The 13191-nt window shown below is 31.9% G+C and carries 16 protein-coding genes and 1 riboswitch; of the genes, 6 read left to right on the forward strand and 10 right to left on the reverse strand.

The window, feature by feature from the left end:
* Positions 1 to 169: 169 nt before the first annotated feature.
* Positions 170 to 445 carry a hypothetical protein gene (locus BB045_RS04875; RefSeq protein WP_370863058.1) on the forward strand — a complete coding sequence of 92 codons (276 nt, stop codon included), beginning with the start codon at positions 170 to 172 and terminating at the stop codon, positions 443 to 445.
* Here the strand turns inward: BB045_RS04875 and BB045_RS04880 are convergent.
* Both BB045_RS04880 and BB045_RS04885 read right to left on the reverse strand, forming a co-directional pair.
* The gene (locus BB045_RS04880) at positions 429 to 899 is read right to left on the reverse strand and encodes a hypothetical protein (RefSeq protein WP_075140558.1); all 471 of its coding nucleotides are present in this window, start codon (positions 897 to 899) and stop codon (positions 429 to 431) included. The two genes, BB045_RS04875 and BB045_RS04880, sit on opposite strands and share 17 nt — an antisense overlap.
* 217 nt (positions 900 to 1116) lie before the next feature.
* A complete protein-coding gene (locus tag BB045_RS04885; protein WP_070443032.1) occupies positions 1117 to 1830 on the reverse strand; it encodes a transaldolase in 714 nt (237 codons plus the stop codon).
* A gap of 263 nt (positions 1831 to 2093) precedes the next feature.
* On the opposite strand from BB045_RS04885, the gene BB045_RS04890 reads away from it, so the two are divergent.
* The 3 genes from BB045_RS04890 (at position 2094) to BB045_RS04900 (ending at position 3206) form a co-directional block, all read left to right on the forward strand.
* Positions 2094 to 2399, forward strand: coding sequence for a hypothetical protein (locus tag BB045_RS04890; protein WP_053025181.1), 306 nt, complete (start codon positions 2094 to 2096; stop codon positions 2397 to 2399).
* Positions 2400 to 2490: 91 nt separating this feature from the next.
* Complete coding sequence (gene crcB, locus BB045_RS04895; RefSeq protein ID WP_053025182.1) at positions 2491 to 2856, forward strand: fluoride efflux transporter CrcB; 366 nt, start codon at positions 2491 to 2493, stop codon at positions 2854 to 2856.
* A complete protein-coding gene (locus BB045_RS04900) occupies positions 2853 to 3206 on the forward strand; it encodes a fluoride efflux transporter FluC (protein WP_053025183.1) in 354 nt (117 codons plus the stop codon). Before crcB ends, BB045_RS04900 begins: the two co-directional genes overlap by 4 nt.
* A 64-nt stretch (positions 3207 to 3270) precedes the next feature.
* On the opposite strand, the gene BB045_RS04905 is transcribed toward BB045_RS04900, so the two are convergent.
* From BB045_RS04905 to metK, 3 genes are all read right to left on the reverse strand, one after another.
* The gene (locus BB045_RS04905) at positions 3271 to 4107 is read right to left on the reverse strand and encodes an aldo/keto reductase (RefSeq protein WP_053025184.1); all 837 of its coding nucleotides are present in this window, start codon (positions 4105 to 4107) and stop codon (positions 3271 to 3273) included.
* A gap of 278 nt (positions 4108 to 4385) precedes the next feature.
* Complete coding sequence (locus BB045_RS04910) at positions 4386 to 5294, reverse strand: hypothetical protein (RefSeq protein ID WP_016931383.1); 909 nt, start codon at positions 5292 to 5294, stop codon at positions 4386 to 4388.
* A 93-nt stretch (positions 5295 to 5387) separates the two neighbouring features.
* Entirely contained in the window at positions 5388 to 6584 is a 1197-nt protein-coding gene (gene metK / locus BB045_RS04915) for a methionine adenosyltransferase (RefSeq protein WP_075140559.1), read from the reverse strand.
* Between the two features lie 115 nt (positions 6585 to 6699).
* A riboswitch (SAM riboswitch) is annotated at positions 6700 to 6810 on the reverse strand.
* Between the two features lie 164 nt (positions 6811 to 6974).
* Between metK and pckA the strand changes: the two genes are divergently transcribed.
* A complete protein-coding gene (gene pckA / locus BB045_RS04920; protein WP_037558865.1) occupies positions 6975 to 8567 on the forward strand; it encodes a phosphoenolpyruvate carboxykinase (ATP) in 1593 nt (530 codons plus the stop codon).
* Positions 8568 to 8630: 63 nt separating this feature from the next.
* On the opposite strand, the gene BB045_RS04925 is transcribed toward pckA, so the two are convergent.
* Together BB045_RS04925 and ytkD are read right to left on the reverse strand one after the other, a co-directional pair.
* Positions 8631 to 9401 carry an alpha/beta hydrolase family protein gene (locus BB045_RS04925; RefSeq protein WP_053025185.1) on the reverse strand — a complete coding sequence of 257 codons (771 nt, stop codon included), beginning with the start codon at positions 9399 to 9401 and terminating at the stop codon, positions 8631 to 8633.
* Positions 9382 to 9855, reverse strand: a complete 474-nt coding sequence (gene ytkD / locus BB045_RS04930) for an RNA deprotection pyrophosphohydrolase (RefSeq protein WP_053025186.1) — start codon at positions 9853 to 9855, stop codon at positions 9382 to 9384. The genes BB045_RS04925 and ytkD overlap by 20 nt, the downstream gene beginning before the upstream one ends.
* Before the next feature lie 66 nt (positions 9856 to 9921).
* Between ytkD and yidD the strand changes: the two genes are divergently transcribed.
* Positions 9922 to 10158: a membrane protein insertion efficiency factor YidD gene (yidD, locus tag BB045_RS04935; RefSeq protein WP_075140560.1), complete on the forward strand. Its 237-nt coding sequence runs from the start codon at positions 9922 to 9924 to the stop codon at positions 10156 to 10158.
* Here yidD and menC read toward each other — a convergent pair.
* The 3 genes from menC to BB045_RS11980 all read right to left on the reverse strand — a co-directional run.
* Entirely contained in the window at positions 10155 to 11162 is a 1008-nt protein-coding gene (gene menC, locus BB045_RS04940; protein ID WP_053025187.1) for an o-succinylbenzoate synthase, read from the reverse strand. The two genes, yidD and menC, sit on opposite strands and share 4 nt — an antisense overlap.
* Position 11163: 1 nt before the next feature.
* Positions 11164 to 12558 (reverse strand): o-succinylbenzoate--CoA ligase, encoded by a 1395-nt coding sequence (menE, locus tag BB045_RS04945; RefSeq protein ID WP_053025188.1) that lies wholly within the window; start codon positions 12556 to 12558, stop codon positions 11164 to 11166.
* Positions 12559 to 13050: 492 nt separating this feature from the next.
* Positions 13051 to 13191 (reverse strand): transposase (locus BB045_RS11980; protein ID WP_142236927.1); only part of this gene is annotated, 141 nt, incomplete at its 5' end.

Here is a 13191-nt window from a genome sequence, read left to right on the forward strand (position 1 = left end):
AATTTGCGTAATCGAATTATTATAACTTCGCGACTATTTGCCTCAACAACAAAAAAAGAGATTAAACAACCTAAGGTTGCTTAATCTCAATATTTGGACTCATCAGTCCGATTTGACGTAGAGCCATTATTTCGAGCAGCATAATCAATCGTATTTGCAAAGGCTAAAGTTGGCAAAACGATTATTAGCAATTAATAAATTAGTACCTTTATATATATCTGACAAAGTTGTCCTCTTCCCTATTAAACATCAACGTGCACCTTTACAAACTTACATCAACGCATTAACAATTATTGGATTAACTTCTACTACAAATGGCGTCATCATTACTTTTGAAAACAATATCCAATTACAAGTTGATGAACCCTATTCGTTAATTTATAAAAAATGGCAAGAAAGTACATTATTGTATCATTTAGTACAAAAAACTATGCAGATTTATTAAATTTATATTCTAATAATTTTTTTGTAAAAAATGCAGTAACTGATTTAATGAGTAATAAACTTACGATTGCAAGAAGTATTGCACCTATTAAAATTAAGATCACATTTATAACTGGCAATGAAACTTGTGGATTTATAAAATAATTCACTGCAGTAAGACTTGTAATAAACCCTGTTAAAAATAACCCTAGCAAGAAAGCATAAATGAGTACAATTCCAATTAGTAAAAATAACAATGTGGAGCTTGCCACTTCTTTTTGTTTAAATATGCTATTTTTTAAAAATTGATTTGCGTACTGAATTGGTTTGCGATATTTCTTTGACTGAATATCCCCTTCATTACCCTCAACCTCATTATAGTAATGCGTTAAATTATTTTGTAATAGCTTTTTTTCCTTTTTATTTAAAAACCACAATTGTTTTTTAACTTTCTCTTCAAATTCTGTATATTTCATACTATGTGGTTATCTCCTTCTAATATGATTTCTTTTAAATTTTAGCGAAGTTCTTAATTACTTACAAGTTAAAAAACATAAGCTTTACTATATAAAAATACTCCGTTTCTGAAAGAGATTGATTTAGAGAATCTATACACAGACATGAAAATGTTAATTGTATGTAGAAGTTCTAATCAATATCTTATATTACGGAGTTATTTTTAATTTTTAAATTTTAAAGGATAGATAAACCTGAGCTTTGAATATCCTTAGCGAAACCTTTTACAGTATCAACTGATAATTCATTAATATCTCGACCTAAATTAGTATTTACTTTCTTAACTACATCTGCTGGACATGTAATAATGTCGGCACCAATTTCATTTGCCTGAATAACATTAAATAATTCACGACAACTTGCCCACAATAATTTAACGCCTTCTTTACTATGCGCCACATCTACTGATTCTTTCATCAAAGGTAATGGATCAACACCAGTATCAGCTATTCTACCCGCAAATACTGAAATATATGTAGGTACTCCTTCAGTTACCGCTTCAGTAATTTCTTTTACTTGCTCAATAGTGTACACTGCAGTAACATTTAAACGCACATTGTCCGCTGATAATTTTTTAATTAACGGAATTGTTGATTCACCTTTAGTATTCACAACTGGAATTTTGACAAAAACATTATCACCATATTGTTTTAATATTTCAGCTTCTTTTTCCATAGTTTCTAAATCATCAGCGAATACTTCAAATGAAATAGATGCATCTGGAATTTCTTTAACCGCTTCTTCAGCGAATGATTTATAGTCTGTTACACCCGCTTTAGCCATTAAACTAGGATTAGTAGTGAAACCGTCTACCTCTTTATTTTTATATGCTGCTTTCATTTGTTCAATATCTGCGCCATCTGCAAATACTTCGACATTTAATTTTGCCATTACATTCTTCCTCCTTTATTTACGATTACGATGATAGTTAAATTACATCACAATAGATTTCTTATATGTATATACTTCTTTTCATATGATGATCAGACTATTCCGCATCAATAAAATATTTATAAATTATTTATATCATTCTTAGAAACACTTGGCGAATGTTTTGCTTTTTAACAAAATTAATTATCAAATTCACTAGTCACTATTAAATGTTAATTAAAATATGGTAATATGATTAGATGATATTAGGTAGGAGGATCATTATGTCTAAGCCAAAAAAATACTTCTATATCTCAATAATTTTACTCATCATAAGTTTTTATTTTAATACATTCAACCCACTATTAAGTCAGCAAATTACTTCTGTTAAATATTTACTTATTGCGTGCAGTATCATTAATGTGATTATATTAATTGCTTCTATTATATTCTCAGATAAAGCGATTAAACATTTAGGTGATAAACAAGGATGGATAAGAATTGCGAGTAAAATTTTGCCAATAATCATTTTATTGGTGATTGTATTCCATATCTATGCCTCAATTAAGACATTTGGTATATTGTCGTAAACTTTTTTAAATGCCAGAACTAACTTTTTAATTTAAAAATAATTAACGATTACTGTTTAACGTAATAAAAATAATGAATAGGTGTGACAAAATGCAATATTTATTTGTGTTTATTGGGGGCTTATTTGGAGCATTACTAAGATATGTCTTATCAACTCTTAATGCCGATTCTGGATTACCACTCGGTACATTAATTGCGAATATTGTGGGTGCATTTTCAATGGGATATTTTTCTTCGTTATCCATTCAATTTTTTAAAAACAACCCACTAATTAAAAAAGGTGTCACAACGGGACTACTAGGTGCTTTAACCACCTTTTCAACCTTCCAATTTGAGTTAGTTACAATGTCACAAAATAATAGTATCGCTTTGCTCTTTATCTATGGCTTAACCAGTTATATAGGAGGCATTCTTTTCTGCTGGTTAGGTGTTAAATTAGGGGGGCAACCTACATGATACATATACTACTTATTATGGTAGGTGGTGGCATTGGTGCTGTTATCAGAGCTTGGTTAACAGATGTCTTTAAAAGTAAAATAACGTCACCTATACCGATTGCAACTTTAATAGTCAATCTCGTTGGTAGCTTCTTAATTGGCTTCGTGTATGGGATAGCTCAAGATTATCAATTATTTTCACTGTTTTTTATAACTGGCGTTCTTGGAGGATTAACAACCTTTTCAACTCTGTCTTATGAAATCGTCCAATTTATTTCGCCAAGTTTTAAACCTGTTCAATTTTTTAGTTATTCTATTTTACAATTTGTAATAGGGTTTATCTCTTGCTTTATTGGTTATTCGATATAAATAAATACACTTCATAGTTTTAAGATTAAATCTTGCAACTATGAAGTGTATTTTTATATTTTTATTAATGTCCCTCAAATGTTGCTGGATCAGGACCAATGCGTCGATCTTTGTTTAGAGAATCAATTTGTTCCATTTGTTCATCTGTTAGTTCGAAATCAAAAACATTAATATTTTCCTCTATTCTTTGAGGTGTAACTGATTTAGGAATAACGATGACACCATGTTGCATGTTCCAACGAATGACGACTTGTGCTGCCGATTTATTAACTTCTTTGCCAATTTGATTAAGTGTTTCATCACCTAAGATTTGGGCATTCATAAATGGTGACCATGACTCCATATGGATATTTTGTACTTCTAAATATTTACGTAGTTTATTTTGAGTAAAATATGGGTGAAATTCTACTTGGTTGATGACTGGCTTAATAGAAACTTGAGCTAATAATGCTTCAAAGTGTTCTGCATTGAAGTTACTTACACCAATATTTTTAACCTTATCATCTTTATATAAATCTTCCATACCTTTCCATGTATCAATCATTATTGCTTCATTAGTACCAGGCCAATGAACAAGATATAAATCTAAATAATCTAGTCCTAATTTATTGATACTTGTTTCATAAGCATTTGCAACATTTTCGCGCCCAAAATCTTCAAAATATAGTTTTGATGTAATGAATAAATCTTTACGTTCTAACCCAGTAGCTTCTAGACCTTCTTTAATTCCTAAACCAACTTGTTCTTCATTACCATATACTTTAGCTGTATCAATACTACGATAACCTGAGACAATTGCATGCTTAACTGCCTCCTTACATTCATCGTTATTTTCTACTCTAAAGGTACCAATTCCAACTTTAGGCATTGTGTGACCATTATAAAATTCAATTGTTTCCATAAAAGAAACCTCTTTTCTTTATATTTTAATAATTACTACTCTATTCCCATAATTGTCATTATTGAAAACTTTAATATTAGTTTAGTTTATTATTTTAATAAGCTTCTCCTCAAAATTAAAAAGGGAGTGGGACAGAATTCTTTTTAAATTCGTCGTCCCACCCCCGCAAGGATGACTAGAACTGAAAAAAGCTTGATTTAAGCGCATTTTCAGTTCAGTCAGCTACTGCGAATTTGCAAAATAGCATCATCATATTATTTATGTCCCAGGCTCTAATACTAATTAAATGATTCAATTTTATCCATAACATTTTGTAATTCATCTACGTTATATTGAATACGTCCATGGAATACAAATTTATTAAAGAACTCATCTAATTGATCAGGTCCCACTAGAACTTTAACACTTGAACTTTGTGCATAATTTGAAATCGTTACGTCTCCATCGTGTTTAGGATTAAAATATAAAATCGCAGTTGGCGTATATTTAGCCCCTAATTGTGTTTGCAAGTCTGACGCTAACTTTTCAATTGAAGTAAGTTGTTCTGAGTAATTAACAAATGACAATGAAGATTTATCTTCATTTTGATCGAGTACTAGTGTTTGAGGTGACTTAACATCTAAATCCAAAGTACTAAATACTTGTTCCATCATAGGCAATTCGTTAAATTGCTTACCACTTATACCTTGATAAACATGCCCTTTTAATAGTTGAGAATCTATAATATATAGGCCTGTACGCGTAAGTACAAGGTGACTAATGCGTTCAATATCATTGAATTCATTACTTGGTAAAAAGATGTTTGCCATAATATGCATATCTTCAGGTCTAATACGTTTTTCTTTCACTAAACGATCTCTAATTCCAATTAAGCGCATATCCGTAACATATTCACTTTTGTTTTTTGAGAATAGTTTCAATGCATCAATTTCACGATCTTTACCGCTTACAGTTGCATCAAAATCTTCTTTTTGTTTAGTAACTTGCTTTTTATTTTGTATGCGTTCTTTCTCTAGGGCTTCGTCATGTGACGCTTTCATTTGCTTTTCTTTTAAGTCGTATTCTTCTTTTGTTTTCTGTTTAATATTGTTTTTACTTTTAAGTGTAACTAAGAATAATATTAAACAGATAATTGCAACTACAATTGCTACGATTAAACCAATTTCGATTGGTCCAAATGAATTCATTAAATCAACGCTCCTTTAATCTATCAGTAAATCTAATTATAATGGAAACTATCTATAATTTCGACAATTTCTTTATATTATTTAAAGCGTTTATTAAGCTTGAACAGCATCTTTTAATACATTGACTTTATCTAATTTCTCCCATGGTAACAATACATCTGTTCTACCAAAGTGACCATAAGCAGCAGTTTGTTTGTATATAGGATGCTTTAAATCTAACATTTTAATGATACCTGCTGGACGTAAATCAAAGTTAGCTCTAACAGCTTCAACAAGTTGAGCTTCAGAAACTTTGCCCGTTTTAAATGTATCAATTGAAATTGAAACTGGTTCAGCCACGCCAATAGCATAAGCAAGTTGTACTTCACATTGGTCTGCTAGTCCTGCAGCAACAATATTTTTAGCTACATATCTTGCCGCATAAGCTGCTGATCGGTCTACTTTAGTTGGGTCTTTACCACTAAAGCAACCTCCTCCATGACGTGCATAACCACCATAAGTATCAACAATGATTTTACGTCCTGTTAATCCAGCATCACCTTGAGGTCCACCGATAACAAATCTTCCAGTAGGATTGATAAAGAATTTCGTTTCATTATCAATTAATCCTTCAGGAACTGTTGGGTATATGACATGTTCTTTAATGTCACTTTGAATTTGTTCTAATTCAATGTCATCCGCATGTTGAGATGATACTACAATCGTGTCAATACGCTTAGGTTTATCTGATTCGTCGTAATCAACTGTTACTTGAACTTTACCATCCGGTCTTAAATAGTTTAAAATTCCATCTTTACGTACATCAGATAAACGTTTAGCTAATTGATGAGATAAAAAGATAGGTAAAGGCATATATGTTTCTGTTTCATTTGTAGCATATCCGAACATTAAACCTTGGTCACCGGCACCAGTAGCTTCAATCTCTTCTTCTGAAATATCATTTCTGTATTCAAGTGCTTTGTCAACACCTTGTGCAATATCAGGTGACTGCTCATCGATTGCAGTTAAAACTGCCATAGTTTGGTAATCATAGCCATATTTAGCACGAGTATAGCCAATACCTTTAATTGTTTCTCTTACAACTTTAGGGATATCTACATAGGTTGATGTAGATATTTCACCTGAAATTAGAGCCATTCCAGTTGTTACAGTAGTTTCACAAGCAACACGTGCATTGGGGTCATCTTTTAAGATTTCATCTAAAATGGCATCAGATACTTGGTCAGCAATCTTATCTGGATGTCCTTCTGTCACTGATTCTGAAGTAAATAAACGTTTATTGTAAGTCATGATTTGCTCCTTTTATAACTATATTTACGAAAATTCTCTTTTAAATGTGAGCTCAAAAATAAAAGAGCCTTCTTCACTATTCAAGACAGAGAGAAGGCTCTTAAACGTCCATTCGCTCTTATCGTTCAGACGAATATATGTCTGCAAACGGTTTGGCACCTTTCTTTTAAAAAAGAGGTTGCTGGGTTTCATTGGGTCCATGTCCCTCCACCACTCAGGATAAGAGAATCCGTTAAGAACTATACTACCTAATTCATTTATTAATGTCAATTTTGTTTTTAAATGGTTTTTGTTTTTTCCAGGTGGAATAATTACGGCATTATGTTATACTATTTTCATGTAAAGGCTTACAATATTGAATTTCTATAACACACGCTGGAGGGATTGGGTATGTCAGTAGATACATACGGCGAAACACCTAAAATTAAAAAATTATTGGAAAAAGAAAGCTCTCTTTTTCAGCTTTCAACAACTCAACTTTATTACAAAATTATGGATAATAATGAAGGAGAATTAACTGAACTTGGTGCTATCAATGCGAGCACAGGTAAATACACTGGACGTTCACCTAAAGATAAATTCATTGTTACAGAACCTTCTTATAAAGATAATATTCATTGGGGAGATATCAACCAACCTATCGATGAAGAAACTTTCTTAAATCTCTACTCTAAAGTTTTAGACTATCTTGATAAAAAAGACGAACTTTACGTTTTTAATGGTTATGCAGGTAGTGACAAAGACACACAATTGAAACTTACAGTTATCAATGAACTTGCATGGCACAACCTTTTTGCTCAAAACATGTTTATCCGCCCAGATTCTAAAGAAGAAGCTAGTAATATAAAACCTAACTTCACAATTGTTTCAGCACCTCACTTTAAAGCTGATCCTGAAGTTGATGGAACTAAATCTGAAACTTTTGTTATCATTTCATTCAAACATAAAACCATTTTAATTGGTGGTACAGAGTATGCTGGTGAGATGAAAAAAGGTATCTTCTCAGTAATGAACTATTTGCTTCCAATGCAAGATATTATGAGTATGCATTGTTCTGCGAATGTTGGAGATAAAGGAGACGTAGCCTTATTCTTCGGATTATCAGGTACAGGTAAAACAACTTTATCAGCAGCACCTGATAGAAAATTGATTGGTGATGATGAACACGGTTGGAATAAAAACGGTATTTTCAATATTGAAGGTGGTTGTTACGCAAAAGCAATCAACCTTTCTAAAGAAAAAGAACCTCAAATTTATAACGCGATTCAATACGGTACTATATTAGAGAATACTGTGGTTAACGAGCGTGGTGTTGTTGATTTCGATGATAATTCATATACTGAAAATACACGTGCTGCTTATCCAATTCATCACATTGATAATATTGTATTACCATCTAAAGCAGCACATCCTAATACAATAATTTTCTTAACTGCTGACGCATTTGGTGTACTTCCACCTATTGCTAAATTAACTAAATCTCAAGCGATGTACCATTTCTTAAGTGGTTTCACTTCTAAATTAGCTGGAACTGAGCGTGGCGTTACTGAACCAGAACCATCATTCTCAACTTGTTTTGGTGCACCTTTCTTACCACTTAATCCTATTAAATATGCAGATTTATTAGGTGAGCTAATAGATAAACATGAGGTTGATGTATATTTAGTTAACACTGGCTGGACTGGTGGTAAATACGGCGTAGGTAGACGTATTAGTCTACATTACACTCGTTATATGGTAGATCAAGCAATTAAAGGTAAATTGAAAAATGCAGAGTTCACAAAAGATGAGAAATTTGGTTTAAGTATTCCTACTGAAATGGAAGATGTTCCAAAAACAATACTGAATCCAATTAATGCTTGGAGTGATTCTGATAAATATCGCGCTCAAGCGGATGACTTAATTAAACGTTTTGAAGAAAACTTCAAGAAATTCGGTCCAGAAGTTGAAGAAATTGCTAACACTGGTGGCTTTAACAAATAATTAATATTTATTAAAAAGACAATGTATAAGGCATACTGTACTGAAACCTTATACGTTGTCTTATTATATTTCTTCACATTTCGTCATCCATTGATGCACATAATCGAGCGCTAATTTCATTGCTTGTGGTCTAGGTACATGCCCTTCATCAAGTTGATAAAATGTATCATGAACAACACCTTTTAATTTCAATTGTTCTTCCAAGTAATTGGCATGATGAATACCTACTTGTTTATCCTTGCCACCATGAACGATTAAAATTGGTGGACTATTAGAATCAATAAGTTTTATCGCATCTCTTTGGTCATAAGATTCTTTATTTTTGGAAGGATGTCCTACCATTCGACGCAACATCCCTCTTAAATCAGTACGTTCTTCATACATCAAGTGCATACTTGATACACCACCCCAGATGATGTAACTATCGACTGGGTAATCTTGATATGTAAGTAGTCCTTGTATTCCACCTCTTGAAAAACCAATCATGTGTATATATGCATTAGGAAATCGTTGTTTAAGTATCTTTATGAGATAGGTAACATCTTTTAAATCAGCGTTAGCAAACTCATCTCTACCTTCACTTCCATTACTTCCTCTATAATAAGGACCTACAACTAAGGTATTATCATTTGCAAACTGCATTAGTCTTGCTGCACGTACACGTCCGACTTGTCCCTTACCTCCTCGCAAATATACTACGATTCTTTTTACTGTCTTCGTTAAAGGACACATCTGTAATGCTTTTACTTTTAAGCCATCAACTTTATAAGTAATTTCATCGAATTGGTGTGTTCTTGATGCTATAGGCATTTTCTTAGTCGCGATAATATCCAAGTTCTATCATCCTCTCAACACATTTAAGAATTGCATTATCTTGTATTAAATAACTTTGTTTATCTAATGGAATAGAATTAATATTATCAAATAATAATGGCCCTCTCGTTTCTAAATAATCACTTTTCTCTTTAAATGATTTAACCTTCACGATATATACATCTTTTTTGAAAATTGAGTTATCGAATGTATGAACCTGATATTGAGCAATATAATCTATCGTTTCAGGTATGCCTCCTGTTTCTTCAAAAAGCTCTCTCTTGATAGCTTGTAAGCTTTCTTCTCCTTTTTCAACCTTACCACCCGGGAACTCGATGCCACGTAATTTATGATGGGTAAATAGTAACTGACTCTGATATAACGGAATAGCTAAAACATGATTACCATCTGGATGGTCGTTGTTCGTTTTGTAACACATTGTGACACGTCTATTATCTTTATCTAGAAACTCCATGTTCCATACTACTCCCTTCAATATGTTAAACTTATTTATAATCGTATTACTTGTTGGAGGCCTATAATGTTTAAAAAATTATTTCTTGGAATAATCCATATATATCAACGCTATATTTCACCTATGACACCACCCACATGCCGATTTTATCCTACGTGTTCAGAATATACACGAGAAGCGATTGAAGTTTACGGCCCACTCAAAGGCGGCTACATGGGAATACGTCGCATTCTTAAATGTCATCCACTACATAAAGGTGGATTTGATCCAGTTCCTTTAAAAAAGGATAAACATAGACACTAATTTAATTTAAGTAATTTTGATTTATCGATTTGAGGGGGGGAAAATGAAATCATCCCCTCTTTTAATTTACCGACACCTTGCGTGAAATCGTTAGTAAAATAATAACCATCTGGAGTTACATCCCCAGGATAATCACCTTCTCGAGCTAATAATGCAGTAAAGTAACGACTTAGTCCATATTCGTACATTCCACCTATAACCACTTTAATATCAATTGATTTCAATTCACGAATCAATGATTGTACTCTATCAAGACCACCAACTCTAAATGGTTTAACAATCACTACTTTAACCGGGAATTGGTTAACAATTGAAATAATACTATTGATATCAGTAGCTTTTTCATCGAGTGCAATTGCAGGGTATTGTGTATGATCAATGTGTAAAGTTGAAGAAAGCAATTTAAATGGTTCTTCTATATAAAGTATATTTTGGTCATTTATAGATTCTAATTTTTGAAAATCAGAAACATCTAGTGACTCATTAGCATCTAATGCTAATTCAAAATCATAAGGCAATATGTCATCTAAAAGTGAGATGTCATCATTCAGTTGACCTGTCCATTTCAACTTTATACGTTTGGGTTGAGTTTGTTTTAAATAATCAAGTTGTTGTGCACTTATGCCACTTATCGTTGCACCATACGCTACTTTAAACTTCGGTAAATCATGATACATCTGATAAATCGCCATAACTACAGTACTTCTCGCTGTGGGATAATTGTCAAGTATATCTAAATATGGTTTCCAATCTTCATATTTATGAACAGACTTTTTAACAATCCTTTCTGACCATTGTGAAAGTATTTCTTGTACAGTTTCAATCGTTTCTTCGTTGTACCAATTTGTTTCAAATGCATTGCACTCTCCAAAAAAAGATTGATCCTCTTCACTTAAAATTTCAACAATAAGTGCTTTTCGGTATGTCAATTTAACTTTGGGAGTTACAATTGGATCTCTAAATTCATGATTGTAAAGATAAAAATTTACTGCTTTAATCCTCATATTATTGTCCTTTATTAATCATTTTGTTGCGTTGTAATTTACCTGTAGAAGTGTACGGTAAACTTTCAACCTGATGAAAGGCTTTGGGTACTTTATATTTTGCCAAATACGTTTTCAAATATTTAGTTAATTCTATTTCTGGAATTGTATCATCTGAAACATAATATAGTACTGGTATTTGACCCCATGTCTCATCCTCTTGCGCTACACATACAGCGTCATTAATATCTGAATGTGTTTTAGCAATTGATTCAATCTCATATGGATAAATATTTTCCCCACCACTTATGATCAAATCTTTGCGACGATCATAAACCATCACAAATCCTTCCTCATCAATTTCTGCTATATCACCAGTCTTAAAGTATCCATCCTCAAAAGTATCGCTCAACCCTGCTGGATATAAATAACCGTTCATTACATTATTTCCTTTTATGAGAAGTTCGCCATGACCTTCACTATTTGGATGTTTAATACGTACATTAACGTTTTCACTTGGTTTACCGACAGTATCATACCGTTGTGCAAGCATCTCGGGTGTAGCAGTTAGAAATTGAGAACACGTTTCTGTCATTCCAAATGAATTGTATATCGGTAACTGATAATTTAGGGCTTCATCAATTAATGTAGTTGATAATTTGGCACCTCCAAGTAATATTTTCTCAATTGAGAACGGTTGGTTTAATCCTGCATCCATAAGCCATTTAAGCGTTTGTGGGACTAGTGATATATGGGTAGGTCCTTCTTCCTTAATGATCGATAACATCGTTTGTGTATTATATTTTTCCAATATACGTACCGTAAAGCCCTCAATTATAGAACGTAATAAAACACTAAGACCTGAAATATGATATATCGGTAAAACAGATAACCATTTAGTGGTTTCATCATATCCTAAACTTTCTTTACACCCAATTGCACTTGCATAATGATTTTTAAAGGTTTGTGGTACTGCTTTTTGAGGACCTGTCGTTCCAGATGTAAACATAATTGAAGCAATTCGATCATAATTACATGTTTGATTATTGATACGTTTTGAATATTGTTCTATTTCAGATATATGTATTACATTAAAATCCGACAAGTGAAATGGTTGCGTCGTTAATATTGTTGATACATTGATGGAATTCATTTGATTTATCATTTCAGTTTCTGTTAATCGCGTGTTTAGCATTGCTATTTCAACATTAGCTAACCAACAAGCGTTAATCAGTGTGATAGACGCAATATCGTTTTTAATATACAATCCTACTCTATTATTATTTAAAGAAAGAATTTGTTCTGATATTGAAAATGCTTTATCATACAATTCCTTAAAAGTTATAGAATGATTTCCATCTGTAACTGCTATCTTATCTCTATTTTTAATACTTTGCTCTTTTAACCAAAAATCCACTGTTCATTCCTCCATATAAATACATTATAATTATAACGATAATTTAGTTAGTTAGCATTGGTTGTGTTTAAGAAGCCGCATATTTCATTTATATTAGCTTATTACAAATTGACATTTTGGAAAATTTCAATCATTAAACAATGAATTAGCTTTATTTTTAAAATTAAAAAAGAGTTTAAAGTGATGATTACCACTTTAAACTCAAATAAGCTATGATATTCAATTATTGCCTAGCCTCATAGCAGGCTGGCTACTGATTTCAATGTATTTCGTTTTATAAGTTCCACGCATTGTCGTTGATATATTAATATTATAATATATTTATATAATAATTTAAATATTAAAATATAATTATTCTTAAATTTTCTTATCTCGATCCATAATCTAATAGTTGAATGTCACCAACATGATTAAAAACTGAACTTGTTTATTCCGTTTATCTATGTTTTTAGGCTCTACGTCAAATCGGACTGATGAGTCCAAATATTGAGATTAAGCAACCTTATGTTGTTTAATCTCTTTTTTTGTTGTTGAGGCAAATAGTCGCGAAGTTATAATAATTCGATTACGCAAATTATCATAATTTCTATAACCAAAAGATACCCTTTTAATGAGTTTGATTTTATTATTAAT

This window comes from Staphylococcus sp. MB377, assembly GCF_001922505.1.
Classification (GTDB): domain Bacteria; phylum Bacillota; class Bacilli; order Staphylococcales; family Staphylococcaceae; genus Staphylococcus; species Staphylococcus haemolyticus.